General features: G+C 33.5%; 24 protein-coding genes. 23 read left to right on the top strand and 1 reads right to left on the bottom strand.

Features of this window, described 5'->3' with window-relative positions; translation table 11 throughout:
• The first annotated feature begins 286 nt into the window (after positions 1-286).
• The 10 genes from H600_RS0102150 (at position 287) to H600_RS0102195 (ending at position 8,475) form a co-directional block, all read left to right on the top strand.
• Positions 287-1,189: an NADPH-dependent FMN reductase family protein gene (locus H600_RS0102150; RefSeq protein ID WP_026727236.1), complete on the top strand. Its 903-nt coding sequence runs from the start codon at positions 287-289 to the stop codon at positions 1,187-1,189.
• A 19-nt stretch (positions 1,190-1,208) separates the two neighbouring features.
• Positions 1,209-2,342, top strand: coding sequence for a dialkylresorcinol biosynthesis protein DarB (darB, locus tag H600_RS0102155; protein WP_026727237.1), 1,134 nt, complete (start codon positions 1,209-1,211; stop codon positions 2,340-2,342).
• The gene (locus H600_RS0102160; RefSeq protein ID WP_026727238.1) at positions 2,342-2,773 is read left to right on the top strand and encodes a hotdog family protein; all 432 of its coding nucleotides are present in this window, start codon (positions 2,342-2,344) and stop codon (positions 2,771-2,773) included. Before darB ends, H600_RS0102160 begins: the two co-directional genes overlap by 1 nt.
• Positions 2,774-2,870: 97 nt before the next feature.
• A complete protein-coding gene (locus H600_RS0102165) occupies positions 2,871-3,335 on the top strand; it encodes a hotdog family protein (RefSeq protein WP_026727239.1) in 465 nt (154 codons plus the stop codon).
• A gap of 25 nt (positions 3,336-3,360) precedes the next feature.
• Positions 3,361-3,765 (top strand): flexirubin biosynthesis protein DarG, encoded by a 405-nt coding sequence (gene DarG, locus H600_RS0102170; protein ID WP_026727240.1) that lies wholly within the window; start codon positions 3,361-3,363, stop codon positions 3,763-3,765.
• Positions 3,765-4,763: a BtrH-related acyltransferase DarH gene (gene darH, locus H600_RS0102175; RefSeq protein WP_026727241.1), complete on the top strand. Its 999-nt coding sequence runs from the start codon at positions 3,765-3,767 to the stop codon at positions 4,761-4,763. The genes DarG and darH overlap by 1 nt, the downstream gene beginning before the upstream one ends.
• A gap of 7 nt (positions 4,764-4,770) precedes the next feature.
• On the top strand, positions 4,771-5,523 hold the full coding sequence (locus tag H600_RS0102180) for an ABC transporter ATP-binding protein (protein ID WP_026727242.1): 753 nt from the start codon (positions 4,771-4,773) through the stop codon (positions 5,521-5,523).
• On the top strand, positions 5,513-6,796 hold the full coding sequence (locus H600_RS0102185) for an ABC transporter permease (protein WP_026727243.1): 1,284 nt from the start codon (positions 5,513-5,515) through the stop codon (positions 6,794-6,796). The genes H600_RS0102180 and H600_RS0102185 overlap by 11 nt, the downstream gene beginning before the upstream one ends.
• Positions 6,771-7,220 (top strand): acyl-CoA thioesterase, encoded by a 450-nt coding sequence (locus H600_RS0102190; RefSeq protein WP_026727244.1) that lies wholly within the window; start codon positions 6,771-6,773, stop codon positions 7,218-7,220. The genes H600_RS0102185 and H600_RS0102190 overlap by 26 nt, the downstream gene beginning before the upstream one ends.
• Positions 7,221-7,335: 115 nt before the next feature.
• The gene (locus H600_RS0102195) at positions 7,336-8,475 is read left to right on the top strand and encodes a beta-ketoacyl synthase N-terminal-like domain-containing protein (RefSeq protein ID WP_026727245.1); all 1,140 of its coding nucleotides are present in this window, start codon (positions 7,336-7,338) and stop codon (positions 8,473-8,475) included.
• A gap of 7 nt (positions 8,476-8,482) precedes the next feature.
• Here H600_RS0102195 and H600_RS0102200 read toward each other — a convergent pair whose 3' ends face one another.
• Positions 8,483-8,671: a hypothetical protein gene (locus tag H600_RS0102200; RefSeq protein WP_026727246.1), complete on the bottom strand. Its 189-nt coding sequence runs from the start codon at positions 8,669-8,671 to the stop codon at positions 8,483-8,485.
• 327 nt (positions 8,672-8,998) lie between these two features.
• On the opposite strand from H600_RS0102200, the gene H600_RS0102210 reads away from it, so the two are divergent.
• From H600_RS0102210 to H600_RS0102270, 13 genes are all read left to right on the top strand, one after another.
• Positions 8,999-9,496, top strand: coding sequence for a hypothetical protein (locus H600_RS0102210; RefSeq protein WP_026727248.1), 498 nt, complete (start codon positions 8,999-9,001; stop codon positions 9,494-9,496).
• Positions 9,497-9,543: 47 nt separating this feature from the next.
• Positions 9,544-10,161: a 3-oxoacyl-ACP synthase gene (locus H600_RS0102215; protein WP_026727249.1), complete on the top strand. Its 618-nt coding sequence runs from the start codon at positions 9,544-9,546 to the stop codon at positions 10,159-10,161.
• Between the two features lie 2 nt (positions 10,162-10,163).
• Entirely contained in the window at positions 10,164-10,421 is a 258-nt protein-coding gene (locus H600_RS0102220; protein ID WP_026727250.1) for a phosphopantetheine-binding protein, read from the top strand.
• Between the two features lie 330 nt (positions 10,422-10,751).
• Positions 10,752-11,954: a beta-ketoacyl-[acyl-carrier-protein] synthase family protein gene (locus H600_RS0102225; RefSeq protein ID WP_026727251.1), complete on the top strand. Its 1,203-nt coding sequence runs from the start codon at positions 10,752-10,754 to the stop codon at positions 11,952-11,954.
• A 226-nt stretch (positions 11,955-12,180) separates the two neighbouring features.
• Complete coding sequence (locus H600_RS0102230; protein ID WP_026727252.1) at positions 12,181-13,242, top strand: beta-ketoacyl synthase N-terminal-like domain-containing protein; 1,062 nt, start codon at positions 12,181-12,183, stop codon at positions 13,240-13,242.
• Entirely contained in the window at positions 13,239-14,024 is a 786-nt protein-coding gene (locus tag H600_RS0102235) for a polysaccharide deacetylase family protein (RefSeq protein ID WP_026727253.1), read from the top strand. The genes H600_RS0102230 and H600_RS0102235 overlap by 4 nt, the downstream gene beginning before the upstream one ends.
• Before the next feature lie 108 nt (positions 14,025-14,132).
• Positions 14,133-14,759, top strand: a complete 627-nt coding sequence (lolA2, locus tag H600_RS0102240; RefSeq protein ID WP_026727254.1) for a flexirubin biosynthesis/transport protein LolA2 — start codon at positions 14,133-14,135, stop codon at positions 14,757-14,759.
• Complete coding sequence (lolB2, locus tag H600_RS0102245) at positions 14,725-15,360, top strand: flexirubin biosynthesis protein LolB2 (RefSeq protein ID WP_026727255.1); 636 nt, start codon at positions 14,725-14,727, stop codon at positions 15,358-15,360. Before lolA2 ends, lolB2 begins: the two co-directional genes overlap by 35 nt.
• 28 nt (positions 15,361-15,388) lie before the next feature.
• Entirely contained in the window at positions 15,389-16,006 is a 618-nt protein-coding gene (locus H600_RS0102250) for an outer membrane beta-barrel protein (RefSeq protein ID WP_026727256.1), read from the top strand.
• Positions 16,006-16,614 (top strand): outer membrane beta-barrel protein, encoded by a 609-nt coding sequence (locus tag H600_RS0102255; protein WP_026727257.1) that lies wholly within the window; start codon positions 16,006-16,008, stop codon positions 16,612-16,614. The genes H600_RS0102250 and H600_RS0102255 overlap by 1 nt, the downstream gene beginning before the upstream one ends.
• Before the next feature lie 4 nt (positions 16,615-16,618).
• Complete coding sequence (locus H600_RS0102260) at positions 16,619-16,990, top strand: ApeI family dehydratase (protein WP_026727258.1); 372 nt, start codon at positions 16,619-16,621, stop codon at positions 16,988-16,990.
• A gap of 2 nt (positions 16,991-16,992) precedes the next feature.
• A complete protein-coding gene (locus H600_RS0102265; protein ID WP_026727259.1) occupies positions 16,993-17,478 on the top strand; it encodes a hypothetical protein in 486 nt (161 codons plus the stop codon).
• Between the two features lie 18 nt (positions 17,479-17,496).
• Positions 17,497-18,675 carry a DUF2062 domain-containing protein gene (locus tag H600_RS0102270; RefSeq protein WP_026727260.1) on the top strand — a complete coding sequence of 393 codons (1,179 nt, stop codon included), beginning with the start codon at positions 17,497-17,499 and terminating at the stop codon, positions 18,673-18,675.
• Positions 18,676-18,756 lie beyond the last annotated feature (81 nt).

The following is an 18,756-nucleotide window of genomic DNA, read 5'->3' on the forward strand; positions in this document are numbered from 1 at the left end:
TTTTTCGCCACGACCCGAGCGATAGCGAACAGGCGGAGCAATTACACTAATTTCCACTAATTTTTTAAGCACAATTCTATAACCCGTGGTTTCAACCACGGGCTATATTTAGATTATGTGTTTTTAAACTCCTCATTGTCACATTCGTAATTATTTTTCGAATTAACGCACCAATTAATTCGTGAAAATTAGTGTAATTCGTGGCGTAAAAACATTCCATTAAACAAGAAAATTCTTTTAAAATAATTTACTTATTTTTGCCTTCAACCAAAGAAAGCAAACCCAAATGAAAAATGTTCTCGTTATTTATTATTCCCAATCTGGACAACTGGAATCGATTGCACGCAACATTGCAAAACCCTTTCTAAATTCAGAAGAAATCAATGTCGTTTTTCATGAAATTCAATTAGAAAAACCGTTTCCTTTTCCTTGGAATAAAACCACTTTTTTTGATGCTTTTCCAGAATCTTTTCTGCAAATTCCAACAGCTTTAAAACCCGTTTCTGAAGAAATTCTAAACACAAAATTTGATCTTGTTTTACTGCATTATCAGGTTTGGTATCTAACACCATCCATTCCTATGAACTCTTTTCTGAAAAGTGCTGACGGTAAAAATATTCTTAACAACACTCCCGTTATTACTATAAATGGTTCCCGAAATATGTGGATCATGGCGCAAGAAAAAGTAAAAGTTCTACTGAAAGAAGCCAATGCAAAACTGGTTGGAAACGTAGCTTTAGTCGACCGCGTTGGAAATCTAATCAGCGTCATTACGATTGTAAATTGGATGTTTTCGGGGGTGAAGAAAAGATATTTAGGTTTTTTCCCGTTGCCCGGAGTTTCGGATAAAGACATTCAGGAATCAGATAAATTTGGCGAAATCATGCTTTCTGAATTCAAACAAAACAAATTAGAGGATTTACAGCCAAAATTAGCCGAAATTGGAGCGGTAAAAATCAGTCCGTATTTAGTGACTGTAGACAAAACCGCTAACAAAATCTTTAATAAATGGTCTAATTTTATTCATAAGAATCAAAAAAACAGAAAACTGCTTCTTAAATTATTTTATGTTTATTTATTCCTTGCAATATGGGTAATCTCGCCAATAGTATATATATTGCATGTTATTAGCTATCCGTTTAAGATTAAAACTATAAAAAAAGAAACTCAATACTATCAGGGAGTTTAGAAGAGGAGAAAATTATATTATGTTTGACGTATATATTACCAAAGCCGCAAAATATTTGCCAAATGAAGCTGTTTCAAACGATGAAATGGAAAATTATTTAGGGCTGATAAACGATACTGCTTCGAAAGCAAGACGTATTATTTTGCGCAATAATAAGATTACAAGCCGATATTATGCCGTTGACAAAAATGGCAAAAGCACACATAGTAATGCCGAATTAGCAAAAAGTGCAATTGAAAAATTATTTGATGAAAATTTCACTGATCAGGATTTAGAAGTGCTTTCTTGCGGAACATCATCACCAGATGTTTTTGCTCCTTCGCACGCCGCAATGGTTCACGGATTGCTGAAAAACAAATCGGTTGAATTGAACTCTTCTTCTGGAATTTGCTGTTCTGGAATGAATGCCTTGAAATATGGTTTTCTTTCAGTAAAATCTGGAAATTCAAAAAATGCAGTTTGCACAGGATCTGAAAAAGTTTCGACTTGGCTTTCGGCACAACAATACAATCAGGAAATCATCAACTTAAAAAATCTGGAAGAACAACCAATCATCGCTTTCAAAAAAGATTTTTTACGCTGGATGTTATCAGACGGTGCTGGTGCTTTTTTATTAGAAAATAAACCAAACGGAAATATTTCTTTAAAAATCGAATGGATGGAAGCGTATTCGTATGCATTCGAATTAGAAACCTGCATGTATGCCGGTGGAGATAAATTGGAAAACGGAGAAATAAAACCATGGAGCGAATACAAGCCTGAACAATTGCTAAACGAATCTATTTTGGCTGTAAAACAGGATGTAAAACTGCTTGACGAATTTATTCTGCCAAAAGGTGTAGAAAGTATGACCGACGCTATGGCAAAACATAATGTTACTGCCAATGATGTTGATTACTTTTTGCCACACGTTTCTTCGTACTTTTTTGTTGAAGGCTTGAAAAAAGGTCTCGACGAAAAAGGTGTTATAATTCCAACTGAGAAATGGTTCATGAATCTTTTACAAGTTGGAAACGTTGGTTCTGCCTCAATTTATATTGCAGTTGAAGAATTAATGAATTCTGGAAAACTAAAAAAAGGAGACAAAATTTTATTGTCGGTTCCAGAAAGCGGACGTTTTTCATTTGCTTATGCGTATTTAACAGTTTGCTAATGGAAACCGTTGTACTTTTAGAAAAAGAAGCCGTTGGAAATCTGATTCCACAAAAATTCCCTTTTGTAATGGTGGATCGCATGTTTTCTTATTCTGAAACCGGATTAGTTTCTGGTTTGAAAATTCAGGAAAGCAATATTTTTTTAGAAGGAAATTCTTTTTTAGAAGCCGGATTAATTGAACATATGGCACAATCTGTAGCATTGCATACCGGTTATCAGTTTTTCTTGAAAAAGGAAATTGCGCCAACCGGATATATTGGTTCTATTAAAGATATTCAGATTAAAAAACTCCCAAAAATCAACGACATAATTCAGTCGAACGTTACCATTTTGCAAGAATTTGGCGGAGTTACTTTAGTTGATATTGTGACTTTTTTAAATAATGAAGAAATTGCAAACGGACAAATGAAAACCGTTTTAGCAAAATAAATAAGTCAAAAGCCTGAAAATCTATTTACAATGTCAAAAATCGAAATATTGAATTTTTAAAATGTTATAATTAAATTTTAGTGACTGCTTAAAAAACATGAAAGTTGGAATCGACATACAAAATTATTTACCGCACCGCGCTCCAATGCTGATGGTAGACTTGATTTTGGAAATTGATGCCAATTCTGTTGAAACCGAATTTTTAATCAAAGAAGACAATATTTTTGTTGATAAAGGCATTTTAATAGAAGCCGGATTAATCGAAAATACAGCACAAACCTGTTCATCTATTGTTGGAAAAAAATATTTTTTTGAAGAAGATGGAACTGAAAATGAAAACGTAAATGTGATTGGTTTTATCAGCGCTTTAAAGAATTTAAAAATACATTCATTACCAAAAGTTGACGATGTCATAACGACCAAAGCAACTTTGGTTTCCAAATTTGTTGGCGACGATTATACTTTGTGCACCATGAGTTGCGAGAGTTTATTGGAAGATAAAAAACTGTTAGAATGCGAAATTAATTTGTTTATTCAAAAGACGATTTCGGCGACAACTTAAATGCTAAATTGAAAACAAAACCGTCATGGAAAAAGAAAATGTACCTCAGCACGATGGAAATTTAAGCAAAAAAAATCTCAAAGAATTGGTTTATGCGACTGATGAAAACGGGAATTACACAACCGCTTTGAGTACCGGATGGGAACCAAAAGCAATTGCACTTTCAAACGCCATCGACGATATAAAAGAACGTGCCGAAGAAGCCAGAATTAAAGTTAAAAACGGAGAAGTAAGTCCGATTTGTTATTTTATGGAATTGAATAAAATGGATTTAGGCATTCTTGCCGGATATGTAGAAATGTGGAAATGGCGCGTAAAAAGACATTTCAAACCTGCCGTTTTTGCCAAACTAAACGACAAAATTTTACAAAAATATGCCGACGCTTTTGACATTTCATTAGCCGATTTAAAAAACTTTAAAACAGATTAATGCAAGTTACTTTTACACATCATCAATCTGCTCATTGTGAAAACGGAGTAGCTTCAAACCTCTTAAAAAACAGCGGACTCAATATCAGCGAACCGATGGTTTTCGGGATTGGTTCGGGACTTTTTTTTGTGTATTTGCCTTTCTTAAAAGTAAATCACGCGCCGGCAATCAGCTATAGAACTTTGCCTGGGCACATTTTTAATAAAGTGGCCAATCGTTTAAATCTTAAAATAAAAAGACAAAAATTTTCTTCGGTTGCCAATGCTAGTAAAGCTTTAGAAGAAAATTTAAAAAATAATATTCCAACTGGACTACAAGTTGGCGTTTATCATTTGAGTTATTTTCCTGATGAATATCGCTTTCATTTCAACGCGCACAATTTAGTCGTTTACGGCAAAACCGAAACCGATTATTTGATCAGCGATCCGGTGATGGAAACCGTTACGACTTTGACACACGAGGAAATGGATAAAGTGCGTTTTGCCAAAGGTGCTTTTGCGCCTCGCGGACAAATGTATTATCCAATTCAGATTCCGTCAACTGTCGATTTAAAAAGTGCGATTATCAAAGGAATCAAAAATACGTGTCGAGATATGCTGGCGCCAATGCCAATTGTAGGTGTTCGCGGAATCAAAATGGTTTCTCGCCAAATTAGAAAATGGCCGAAAAAACACGGCGTTCGAAAAGCAAATCATTACTTGGCGCAAATGGTCAGAATGCAGGAAGAAATTGGAACCGGAGGCGGAGGTTTCCGATTTATTTACGCCGCGTTTTTACAGGAAGCTTCGGTTGTTTTAGAAAATGAAGAATTAAAAACACTTTCGAAAGAAATGACACAAATTGGCGATTCATGGCGCGATTTTGCCGTTGAAGCTTCCCGAATTTATAAAAATAGAAGTGCCAAAGAAGATGCTTACAACGCCATTGCAGATGAACTTTTGGACATTGCCAATCGCGAAGAAATCTTTTTCAAAAAACTAAAAAAAGCAATCAGCTAATTATATTTTGAATTCCATTATAAAAATAGAATCCCTTTCGAAAAAGTACAAAGATGCCGATCAGTTTTCTTTGAACGATGTTTCGCTGGAAATAAATGAAGGTCAAATTTTCGGATTATTAGGTCCGAATGGTGCCGGAAAAACAACTTTGATTTCGATGCTTTGCGGATTGATAAAACCCACTTCGGGACATTTTTCAATTGATGATTTAGACTATCACCATCATTCTTCGAAAATCAAAAAAATCATTGGTGTTGTTCCGCAGGAATATGCTTTGTATCCAACTTTAACTGCAAGAGAAAATCTGCATTATTTTGGAAGTATGTATGGTTTGAAAGGTTCCGATTTGAAAGATAAAGTAATCGAAACTTTAGATCTTTTAGGATTATTAAAATTCGCTGATAAACAAATTCATACTTTTTCTGGCGGAATGAAACGCCGTGTGAATTTGATTGCCGGAATTCTGCACAATCCTAAAGTTTTGTTTTTGGATGAGCCAACCGTGGGTGTTGACGTTCAATCAAAAAATGCTATTATCGATTATCTTAAAGTTTTAAATCAAAACGGAACTACTATTATTTATACGTCGCATCATTTGGCTGAAGCCGAAGATTTCTGCACGAATATTGCCATTTTGGACCGAGGCAAAATTTATGCAAAAGGAACGCCAGAAACCTTAATTGAAACTACAGAAAATGCCAGAAATCTCGAAGATGTTTTTATTTCATTAACCGGTAAAGACTTGAGAGATGCTATATAAAATTTGGATGTCGATAGTTAAAGAATTTCTTTTGTTGAAAAGAGATTTAGGCGGTTTGATTATTCTTTTTATCATGCCGTTGGTTTTGGTCATCACGGTTACGATTATTCAGGACAGTACTTTTAAAACGGTCAGCGATAATAAAATTCAGATTTTATTGGTTGACAATGATAAAGGTGCGGTTTCGAAAACCGTTTTTGATAATCTTCAAAAGAATAATTTATTTAGCGTTGTAACTCAGCTCGACAATAAAACAATTACTGAAGAAGTTGCCCGAGAAAATGTGTACAAAGGAAAATTTCAATTAGCGATCATAATCCCAAAAAACCTAAGCACCGATTTACAAGCCAAAGTCGATCAGAATGTCGAAAACATTGTGAGCAAAATGGGTTTTACAGACAGCGTTGCAAAACCTGAAAAACCAAAAGTTATCGCGCAAAAAGAAGTAAAATTATATTTTGATCCGGCAGTTCAGTTGAGTTTCAAAAATTCGGTAATGAGTTCGATTGATAAAATGATTTCGCAAATCGAAACCAAATCTATTTATACTGCTTTTCAAAATCAGTTTGGTGAAGAAAACACCGAATTCGATCAAAAGAATTTTATCACGTTCAAAGAAATTGTTCCGAGAATAAACAACAAAGAAGTATTGCCAAATTCAGTGCAACACAACGTTCCGGCCTGGACGCTTTTTGCGATATTTTTTATCGTGATTCCGCTTTCAATTAATATTGTAAAAGAAAAATCACAAGGAACTTTTGTTCGTTTATTGACCAATCCGGTTTCTAATTTAGTGGTCATTATTGGCAAAACAATTACGTATTCTGTCATTTGTATGATTCAGTTTTATATGATGGTTGCCGTTGCGATTTTCCTGTTTCCGCATATTGGTCTGCCTCCTTTAAATGTTGAAGGGCATTTATTTTTAATGAGTGTTGTCGCTTTATTTTCAGGTTTTGGCGCCATCGGTTTCGGAATTTTATTGGGAACTGTGGCGAGCACTCAGGAACAATCGGCGCCGTTTGGTGCGACGAGTGTTATCATTCTGGCCGCAATTGGGGGAATTTGGGTTCCAGTTTTTGCAATGCCAAAAATCATGCAGATTATTGCCAAATCATCACCGATGAATTGGGGATTAGAAGCCTTTTATGATGTTTTATTGCGCAACGTTTCGTTCGTCGAAATCATTCCAAAAATAAGTTTGTTATTTTTGTTCTTTATAATCACAACTTCCATTGCCTTATTTTATGACAAAAAGAAAAGAACAGTATAACGAAGCCTCAGACTTAACCGTTTCGCACGAAATCAGAATTCGTTTTAACGAAACTGATCCGCTTGGAATTGTTTGGCACGGCCATTATATTACCTATTTTGAAGACGGTCGCGAAGCCTTTGGACGACAACACGGACTTACGTATTTGGACATTGCAAAAACGGGTTACACGACTCCAATTGTAAAATCAAAATGCGAACATAAATTGTCTTTGCGTTATGGCGATGTTGTAACAATCGAAACTACAGTTGTCGATACTCCGGCCGCGAAAATAATTTATCGTTTTAAAATTATTGACGCTCAAGGCGAAGTTGCCTGCACAGGCGAAACAACTCAGGTTTTTTTAGATAAAGAAGGGAATTTAATGCTGACAAATCCTCCTTTTTATGAGGAATGGAAAAGGAAAGTTGGATTAATTAAATAATCTAAATCCGTTTCCTGCAAGGTTTCCAAAACCTTGTAGGTATCTATAAATAAAACTTAAAAATTTAAACCTACAAGGTTTTGGAAACCTTGCAGGAGAAATCGGGAACCATAAAATGTCAAAAGAAATATACATTAACGAAACGAATTGTATCACGCCTTTAGGTTTTGATGTTGAATCGAACATCGAAGCGATTTTGCGTGGCGATTCTGGAATTCAGCTACATAGCGATATTTCTTTGATGCCAAATTCATTTTATGCTTCGATTATTCCTGATGAAAAAATAAACAGCGCTTTTGCAAAAATCAGCGCTGAAACCAAATATTCCCGTTTAGAGAAAATGATGATTTTGGCTTTGGAACCCATTATCAAAAATTCTGGAATTGAATTGAATTCGAAAACTGCTTATATACTTTCGACAACAAAAGGAAATGTTACGGCTTTAAAAGAGAATTCGGAAGAAAATTTCAACAACGCACATTTAGATGTTTTAGCCAAAAATGTTGCCAATTTCTTCGGATTCCAAACACAGCCAATCGTTGTTTCAAATGCCTGCGTTTCCGGAATTTTAGCTGTTTCTGTTGCCAAAAGAATGATTCAATCTGAACTTTATGACAATGTTTTTGTTGTAGCCGGCGACGAAGTTTCTGAATTTGTTTTATCTGGATTTAATGCTTTTCAGGCAATGAGTGAACTGCCTTGTAAACCGTATTCTAAAAACAGAACCGGAGTAAGTTTGGGCGAAGCAACTTCAGCAGTTTTAGTTTCGGCGGAAGCCAAAAATTCAAAAATAAAAGTAATTGGAGATAGTTCAATAAACGATGCCAATCATATTTCGGGTCCGTCAAGAACGGGCGAAGGTTTGTTCAGAAGTATTCAAAATGCTTTGAAAGAAGCAAAAATTGAAGCCCACAAATTAGATTATATTTCAGCACACGGAACCGCAACACCATTCAACGACGAAATGGAAGCGATTGCGTTTAGCCGTTTAGATTTACAAAATGTTCCAATCAATAGTTTAAAAGGATTTTACGGTCATACATTAGGTGCTTCAGGATTATTGGAAACGGTAATCGCAATTGAATCAGCGAATCGAAATATGCTTTTTGAATCGAAAGGTTTTGATGAAATTGGAGTTAGTGAAACTGTAAATGTTATTGAGAAAAATGAAGAGACAAATATTGAATATTTTTTAAAAACGGCTTCTGGATTTGGAGGTTGTAATACGGCTGTTGTTTTTGAGAAAGTGACGTAATCGTGAATTATTTTTTTGTAAAAAATGCTTTTCCTTCCATTTCTTTTTCTTTTAAAATAACATCAACAATTTTAATTATTTTTATTTTTGAAACCTCTTGATTTTCTAAATGCATTGTAGAAAATACTGTGTCAACAAGAACTTTTGACAAAAAGTTTTTTTGTTTTAATTGCGGATATTTTTCGTAGAATTTCATAAGACATCAAATCTATAAAAATTAAAATATTATTCAAATTTAAAATATTGTAGAACTGTTCGGGATTTCTGAACAGTTCAAAAGCAAAATCCAACTCTCAAGAAAATCTTGAGAGTTCAAAAAAAGAAAAAATTTATGTTTTGGATAATCTACTTGATTTCGTTTATAATTGTTTTTTTTCTATCATATTCGAGCGAAAATTTAAAAGGAAAAGATGGAAGATTTATTATTTCTCTTTTTTTTGGATTTTTTTTCGGATGGGGATTAACTTACATTGTATTACAAATCTTACTACTCTCTAAATTCATTTCTAACATTTTCAACTAAATGAAAAAAATATTTTTAATTATCATTTTATCTTTTGGGCCAATAAATGCTCAGATTAGCACCAAAATTGAAGGTGTTATTATTAATGCCCCTTGTGAATTAGAATATACAAGAAATATTGGAAATCAAAACAATTATAGCTGTCCTTTACAATATGATGTAGATAAGATAGATAATTATTCTATTACTGTTTCTAATCTGCAAACACAAATGAATGGCTTAAAAGAAAGTAGTCTTAAAGAATTTAAAGCATCTTTTTTAAAAACAATTGAAATAAATTCAAAAGCTGAAGGAGAGTCAATAAAATATTTAAAATTAAAAAATGGAATTGATGCTCTAAGCAGTATTTCTTATTTAACTTATGGAACACAAAAATTTAAAAACATTTCTATTACATTTTTATATAAACAAAAAAGTTTCATTGTAAATATTACCACCAATAATCTTAAAAAACATAATGAGATTGCGGAATTAAGTGAACGTATAATTTTTAATTAATTAGGGCAAAATTTCAAAAATTGTCTTATTAAAAATTATTTTCAATTATGACTCAAACCAAAAACTACATACAATCCTGCATCACCATCCAAAACAACGAAATTGTTTTGAACGGAACTTCTGTATTCAAAACTGAACCAACCGATTTTGCTGATTTTTCCAAACAAGCTTTACGTAATTTTGAAATCCAATATCCAAAGTTTTTCAAAATGGATGCTTTGAGTAAACTCGCTTTTTTAGGATCGGAGTTGCTTTTGAGTCCGATAATTTCTTCGGAAGAAGAAAATAATATCGCTTTGGTTTTGGCCAATAAATCATCAAGTTTAGATACCGATGTAAAATATCAGGAATCAATTTCTGATAAAGAAAACTATTATCCGAGTCCGGCGGTTTTTGTTTATACACTGCCAAATATTTGTTTGGGCGAAATAAGTATCCGTCATCAGCTAAAAAGTGAGAATTCTTTCTTTATATTTGATGCTTTCAACGCCGAATTTATGTCGAATTATTCGAATATTTTATTGAATTCAGATAAAGCCGATAAAGTCCTTTGCGGTTGGGTGGAATATTTTAACGAAGATTACAAAGCTTTTCTCTGCGTCATTGGCAAGGAAGAAAACGAGAAATATAGAGACGAAAATATCAATACATTATACAATAAATAATCATGGAAGCATTAAAAGAAGAATTAAAAAATAAAATCATTACGACTTTAAATTTAGAAGATATCGCAATCGAAGACATTGCAGATAACGATCCTTTGTTTGGAGACGGTTTAGGTTTAGACTCGATTGATGCACTTGAATTGATCGTGATTTTGGATAAAGATTACGGAATTAAACTGGTTGACCCGAAAGAAGGAAAATCAATTTTCCAGTCAATCGAAACGATGGCGGCGTATATAAGCGCCAATAGAACAAAGTAATTTATACAAACTTTGACAAAGAAATGCTTAAAAACTTAGCGACTCTGCGACTTGGCGAGATTAAATTAAAAAGCTTTTTTTTAACTGCGAGAAATTTGCTCGCAATCCCGATAGCTATCGGGAGCAAAGCGCAAAGTTTTTTCTAACAGTTTCAGTTAAATTAAAAAGTTGCTAACTCAAAGAAATGCTTATAAAACTTGGCGACTCTGCGACTTGGCGAGATTAAATCATAAAGCTTTTTTCTTATCAGCGAGAAATTTGCTCGCAATCCCGATAGCTATCGGGAGCGAAGGCGCAAAGTTTAATTTGATCTAAAATCATAAATCTAAAATGGCAAAAGGTGTCGCAATAACCGGAATGGGAATTATCTCTTCGATTGGAAATTCAGTCGAGGAAAATTATATTTCCCTGATCGAAAATAAAATCGGTATTTCCAGAATTGAAAATATTCCGACAGTTCATGCTGATGTCATCAAAGTTGGTGAAATCAAAAAAACCAATGAAGAATTGGTTTCCGAATTACAGCTTTCAGAAAATAATAATTTTTCGAGAACAACGATGATTGGTGCTTTGGCAGCCAAACAAGCCGTTGAAAATGCTGGGATTACTTCAATCAACGAATTCAGAACCGGACTTATTTCGGCGACGAGCGTTGGCGGCATGGATATGACCGAGAAACATTATTACGATTATTTCGAAAAACCAGAATTGACAAAATACATTACCTGTCATGACGGTGGCGATGTGGCTGAAAAAATTGCTTCAGAACTTGGTTTAAAAGGAATGGTTACGACAATCAGTACAGCTTGTTCATCGGCAGCAAACTCAATTATGTTGGGTGCGCGACTGATTAAAACCGGAAAACTGGATCGCGTAATTGTGGGCGGAACGGATGCTTTGGCAAAATTCACCATCAACGGATTCAAGACTTTAATGATTTTATCTGACGATTATAACAAACCTTTTGACAATAACCGAAAAGGATTAAATCTCGGTGAAGCGGCGGCTTTTTTAGTTTTAGAATCGGATGAAGTTGTTGCGAAGCAAAATAAAAAAGTCTTGGCAAGAGTTTCGGGTTACGGAAACGCAAATGATGCTTTTCACCAAACTGCTTCTTCAGAAAATGGCGACGGCGCTTATTTGGCGATGAAAAAAGCTTTTGAAGTTTCGGGAATAAAACCTTCCGAAATTGATTATATCAACGTTCACGGAACTGCAACCCCAAACAATGATTTATCTGAAGGAAGAGCTTTGTTGCGAATTTATGAAGATGAAAAAGTTCCGGATTTCAGTTCTACAAAACCTTTTACGGGCCATACTTTAGCGGCGGCGGCGGCGATTGAAGCGGTTTATTCCGTTTTGGCCATTCAAAATAATGTGGTTTATCCCAATTTGAATTTTGAAAATCAAATGGAAGAATTTGATTTGAAACCTCAGACTACTTTAAAAAACAAAAATATCGAACACGTTTTATCCAATTCTTTTGGTTTTGGCGGAAATTGTTCCACTCTTATATTTTCTAAAAACGCATAAAATCGTCATGATTCTACTAAAAAGTAAAATACTAAAAGCTTAATTTTAACCGCAAATTACACAAATTAACACAAATTAATTTGCGGAAATTTGTGTAATTTGTGGTTTAAAAAAATTTAGAAGCTGAAAACAAAATCTTCTATAGCACATAGTTTTAAACTATTTTTGAGACCGATAGCAAAAATGACAATTCCATATTCTCTTAAAAAACAAATTTAATCTTCGCATGAAAAAAACATATATAAATGGAGTAGGCTGTATTTCGACTCAAAAAACATTTGATACTGTTTTTTTAGAAGAAGCTGTTGTCAACAATTCTGAAAATGTATTGTCGATTGTTCCTCCGGTTTACAAAGATTATATTTCTCCTGCCATGATCAGAAGAATGGCAAAAGGAGTGAAAAACGGAATAGTAGCTTCAGCTTTGGCGATGAAAGATGCCAATGTCGAAAACGTTGATGCCATTATCACCGGAACCGGTTTGGGCTGTATCGAAGATTCTGAAAAATTTCTGAAAAACATTCTTGATAATAATGAAGAGTTTTTAACGCCGACTTCTTTTATTCAATCGACACACAATACGGTTGGTGCACAAATCGCACTTTCATTGCAATGCAAAGGTTATAATTTTACCTATGTAAACGGAGCGGTTTCTTTTGAATCTGCCCTTTTAGATGCTAAAATGCAAATTGAAGAGGACGAAGCCAATTCAATTTTAGTTGGCGGAGTTGATGAAAATGGCGAATATACTTTATCGCTTTTTAAACTTGCCGGAAGAATTAAAAAAGAAAACGATCTTCCTGCTGAAGTTTTAAATGCCAATTCCAAGGGTGTTGTTTACGGAGAAGGCGCAAGTTTTTTTGTTTTGGAAAATGAAAGAAAAGCCAGTACTTATGCAGAAATTCTCGATGTTGAAATCGTAAATACATTGGAAGAAAATGAAATTGAACAAGCTTTAATTTCATTTTTAAAAACAAATAATTTACAAATTTCAGATCTTGACGCTGTGGTTTTAGGTTTTGATGGAAACTCAGATTCTGATTTTTATTATAAAAACCTTTCTGAAAACGCTTTCGCCGAAATACCTCAGCTGTATTACAAACATTTGAGTGGTGCGTACGATACAGCTTCGGCATTTGCTTTATGGATGGCATCAAAAATTATAAAAACGCAGGAAGTTCCTGAAATTATAAAAGTAAATTCGGTTTCAAAACCAGCTTACAATACCATTTTATTGTACAATCAGGTAAATGGAAAAAATCATAGTTTTACGTTGCTTTCAAAATGATAACGCATAAAAACATATCTGTTTTTTTTATCTTTTTATTGCTTTTCTTGTTCGTATTAAAAGCAGATAAAGGGATTAACGAATTGTGGTTTTTCATAGTTATTGTACCTTTTATTGCCATTAATATCTATGGCACTTCAAGAATTTCATCTAATTATATCATTAAAGCTTTCTGCAATAATCCATCGGAAACGGAGAAAAAAATTGCTTTAACTTTTGATGACGGACCAAGCATTTATACTTTGGAAGTTTTGGAATTGCTGAAAAAGTATGATGCCAAAGCAACTTTTTTCTGCATTGGAAAAAATATTGAAAAGCATCCAGAAATTTTAAAACAAGTTATTGCTGAAGGTCATTTGGTTGGAAATCATTCGTACTCACATTCTAAATTTTTTGATTTTTATACGGAGCCAACAATAAGGAAAGAGCTTCAAAAAACAGATCAACTTCTGGAGAAATTCACTTCCAAAAAAATCAACTTTTTTCGTCCGCCTTATGGAGTAACAACGCCATCAATCGGAAGAGCTTTAAAAATCACTGGACACAAAGTTATTGGCTGGAATATTCGTTCGCTTGACGGTGGCACAACAAATCAGGAATTAATTTTGAACCGAATAAAAAAACGAGTTTGTCCCGGCGGAATCGTACTTTTGCACGATACTGCTCCACACTCTGTTTTGGTATTGGAACAGTTTTTGCAATTTTTACAGCAAAATAATTATGAAGTGGTTTCTGTAGAGGAATTACTGAAACTTAATGCTTACGAATTTGAACGCGGATGAAACGGATTCGCTATCGCGAAGACGCGGATTTAAACTGATTTTCTTAAATTAAAAATTCGTGAAAATTGGTGCAATTCGTGGCAAAATTTAAGCACAATTTAAAAAAACATGAAAACTAAAATAGCACTGTTAATTCTATTTATTTCAGGCAATATATTCGCCCAAGAACAAAAAATGACCGATGCTGAAATTGCGTCTTTCAAACAAGATGTAAATGTGGTTTCGAAAAAAATCAAAACTTTAAGTACTGATTTTGTGCAATACAAACATTTGGATTTTTTATCAAAAGACATTGAAACTTCGGGAAAAATGGTTTTTAAAGAACCGGCTTTATTATCATGGCAATACAAAAAACCATACAATTACAGTATTGTTTTCAAAAACGGAAAAATCCTGATCAACGACGAAGGAAAGAAAAGTGCGGTTGATATTGGCAACAGCAAAATCTTTGCAAGAATCAACAAATTGATTATTGGAAGCGTAAGCGGAAATATGTTTGACGACAAAGAATTTACTATTTCGTATTTTAAAATGAAAGGCCAAAATTTGGCGAAATTTGTTCCGAAAGATGCTACGCTGAAAAAATACATCAAACAAATTGAACTGACTTTCGACAAGGAAGAAGCAACAGTTGTTCAGGTAAAATTACTAGAATCATCTGAAGATTATACCCGAATTGTACTTAAAAATAAAGTGATCAATGCAAAAATCGACGATTCAGTTTTTACTAATTAATTGTTTTCTGGCAATTGTTTTGGTTTCCTGTGGCTCGGTCACAAAAAATTATACGCCTAAAAAATTAGACAAAACCACGATAGAAGTTCCTTATTTTACCGATTCAAAAACCGACTATGTTTACAAAACCAACATTACAGTTTACGGTCATGAAATGTCCGGAATTTTCATCGCCAAAAAAATAAATTACACCACACATCGCGTAGTTTTTACAACCGAATTTGGAAACAAATTATTGGATTTTGAAATTTCGGAAAACAGTTTTAAAGTCAATTCGATTGTTTCAGAATTGGATCGAAAAATCCTCATCAATACTTTGGAAGAAGATTTTCGTCTGCTTCTTAAAAACAACTATTTGATTCAGGAGCAATTTGAAAACCAAGAAAATGAAATTTATAAATCGCAAGACGGGAAGCGCGACAACTATCTTTTCTTCTCCAAAAAAGATCAAAAATTAGAAAAAGTAGTTCGTTCCTCTAAAACAAAAGATAAAATAACAATTACTTTTACTTTAGAAAACGATATTTTTGCTAAAAAAGTCGTCATTTTGCATCAAAATATCAAGCTGAAAATTGAGCTAAATTATTTTAAATCAGAATAGAATTCAATTAACATAAACCAAACCAACTATGAGAAAAATAACCTTAATTGCATTTGTTTTATTTATTGGACTTGTTTCATCTCAGGCGCAAGTATCTGTTAATCCAGGAATTAGAGGCGGTTTGAACCTTGCACGTTTGACCAATATTGACAACAACAATATGAAATCTGATTATTATGTGGGAGGTCTTGTTGAAATTAAATTCAACAAATTATTCACGTTGCAACCCGAATTGACGTATTCAAGACAAGGAAGCAAGGGAAGATATTATGATGGTTCTCCTGAACAATTAGGCCTTGGCAATACCACTTATGACTTAAATTATATTACGGCAGGAGCTGTAGGTAAATTTTATTTTCACGGACAAGGGTTTCATGTGTTGGCAGGGCCTTCTTTTGATCTGAAAGTAGATGACAATTTTGGAAAATACGGATTTGATCCTATTGATGTTGATTTAGCTTTTGTGGGCGGTATTGGATACACATTACCAAACGGATTGACTTTTGAAGCAAGATTCAAACAAGGTTTGGTGGATATTTATGGGTATGACGATTTGGATTATGATAACAACAATTACTATTATGAAAATGTAATTTTGAATCAGGTTTTTCAATTTGGAATCAGTTATACGTTTAAATCGAAATAATGTATAAAAATCTAATTACAGCCTTTCTTGTTTTATGCGCCTTTCCTAAAGTTAATGCTCAAACAAGTTTTAATCCTGGTTTAAGAGGTGGTTTGAGTTTGTCAACAATTTCAGAAACGAAATCCAGTTACAAAACTGATTTTTACGTTGGTGCTTTTGGAGAAATAAATATTACAAAAAAATATGCTCTTCAGCCCGAAATAACATATAGCAGACAAGGATCTGATAATGTTGGCTATTATTTTGACAATGCTGAACCAAAAAAAGTGAAATTTCGTGATTTGCAATTGGGTTATTTATCCTTTACGCTCTTAAATAAATTTACATTTGGGCCTGGAATTCAAATACAATTTGGACCCGCTGTGGATGTTCTTGTAAATGATAATTTAGATAAAGTAGAAATGTATAACGATTTATCGCTTATTTCTGGTGTTGCTTATCGATTGCCTTCGGGGCTTACATTTGAAGCTCGATTAAAAAAAGGTTTGCTAGATGTATTTGACAGTTCTTATTATAATGACGTAAATGATTATTACTTATTTGGAAGTTATAATACCAATGTCAATATTCAATTAGGAATTTCTTATGCCTTTAGCGGAAAAAAATAAAAAAATGGTTTTAAAAGATTTTTATACAATTCTTTCAGAAGAAAAAACGGGAGACACAAAATATACTATTACGATTTTGGTCAATGAAAAACACGAAGTTTTCAAAGGTCATTTTCCGGGAAATCCAATTATGCCGGGTGTTTGCATGATTCAGATTATAAAGGAATTGACGGAGAAAATTACACAGGAAACTTTGATGATCCAGACTTTGGCCAATGTAAAATTCATGGCACTTATTAATCCAGAAGTTAATCCTGAATTGCGCTTAGAACTTGACATTACAACAACCGAAGATAATCTAGTTAAAGTAAAAAACACCACTTATTTTAATGACACTGTTGCTTTGAAATTAAGCAATGTGTACAAAAAAATGTAATTATGAAACTTCTATTGACATTACTTTTATGGATAAATTTTGTGGGCAATCCAGATTTGGCGTCCATCAGAAAAATGTATCCGAATGTTACTAAGTCTGAAAGCAACGCAAAAGAATTTTCAGAAAAACTGTCTGGTATTTCAAATAATGATGCTGAAGTTTTAGTGGCTTACAAAGCGGCTTCAATTTTATTGGATTCTAAATTCGAAAAAAAATTAAACGACAAAATTGAACGTTTTAAAGAAGGTGCAAAATTGCTTGAATCGACTATAAAAAGCGAACCAAATAATATCGAAATCAGAATGATTCGTTTGAGCATCCAAGAAAATGTTCCTGGAATAACAGGTTATAAAAAGAATATCAAAGAAGACAAAAAATATCTAACAGAACATTATGCTGATCAAAGCGGTGCTCTAAAAGAATATCTAAAAGACTTTATTTTACAATCAAAAAGCTTTACTGAAAAAGAGAAGCAATTCGTGAAGTAAACGAAAGCAAAATTCCAAATGAAATCTATTTCTACTCAGCACGATCTACTCAATTCCACTTCTTTTTGTGTTATTGTCCCGACGTACAATAATCAGAAAACGCTAAAAAAAGTTTTGGATTCTATTTTGGAATTTACTTCAAATGTGATTATCGTCAACGATGGTTCAACTGATGAAACTTCTCAAATTCTAAAACACTATTCACAGCTTACGCAAATTCATCATCCTAAAAATATAGGAAAAGGAAGAGCACTCAGAAATGGTTTTAGAAAAGCAATCCAAATGAAATTTGAATATGCGATCACGATTGATTCTGACGGCCAGCATTTTGCTTCTGATATTCCGAATTTTATCTCCGCAATTCAAGAAGAACCAAACGCACTTTTGATTGGAAGTCGTAATATGTCTCAAGAAAATGTTCCGAAAAAAAGCAGTTTTGGGAACAAATTTTCTAATTTCTGGTTTAAGTTTGAAACCGGAATTAAACTCGATGACACACAATCGGGTTTTAGATTATATCCATTGCAATTGCTTCCGAAGAAATTTTACACCAATAAATTTGAGTTTGAAATTGAAGTTATTGTACGCGCTGCATGGAAAGGAATTGTCGTGAAAAATATTCCGATTCAGGTTTTATATGATCCCGCAGAACGTGTTTCGCATTTTCGTCCGTTTCGCGATTTTACCCGAATCAGTATTTTAAATACGGTTTTGGTAACGAATGCTTTGCTTTACGTAAAACCAAGGGATTTTTTTAGAAGAGCAAAAAAAAAAGGTTTTAAAAAGTTCTTTCTAGAAGATATTTTAGAAAGCAAGGATTCTAATTTTAAAAAATCGGCCGCAATTGCGCTTGGAATTTTTATTGGATTTTCTCCTTTTTGGGGTTTTCAGACTATTTTGCTTTTTACATTTGCAGCGATTTTCAGACTTAATAAAGTCATTGCTTATCTGACGTCAAATGTGAGTTTTCCGCCTTTTATTCCGTTTATTATTTATGCATCGCTTCAAGTTGGAAGCATTTTTGTGTCGAGCAATGCGCCTTTAGTTTTAGATAGTTCAATCACGCTCGACGATATTCAAAAAAATGCAACGCAATATATCGTAGGAAGTCTTATTTTAGCAACCGTTTCGGCGCTATCAGTTGGTCTTATAAGTTATTTGCTTTTAACGACTTTTAGCAAGAAACAAATCGAATAAAATATATTTATTCTTTGCCACGAATTTCACCAATTAGCACAAATCAATTCGTGAAAATTCGTGAAATTCGTGGCGGAAAAA

Origin of the sequence: Flavobacterium denitrificans DSM 15936, assembly GCF_000425445.1 — a bacterium.
GTDB classification, from domain to species: domain Bacteria; phylum Bacteroidota; class Bacteroidia; order Flavobacteriales; family Flavobacteriaceae; genus Flavobacterium; species Flavobacterium denitrificans.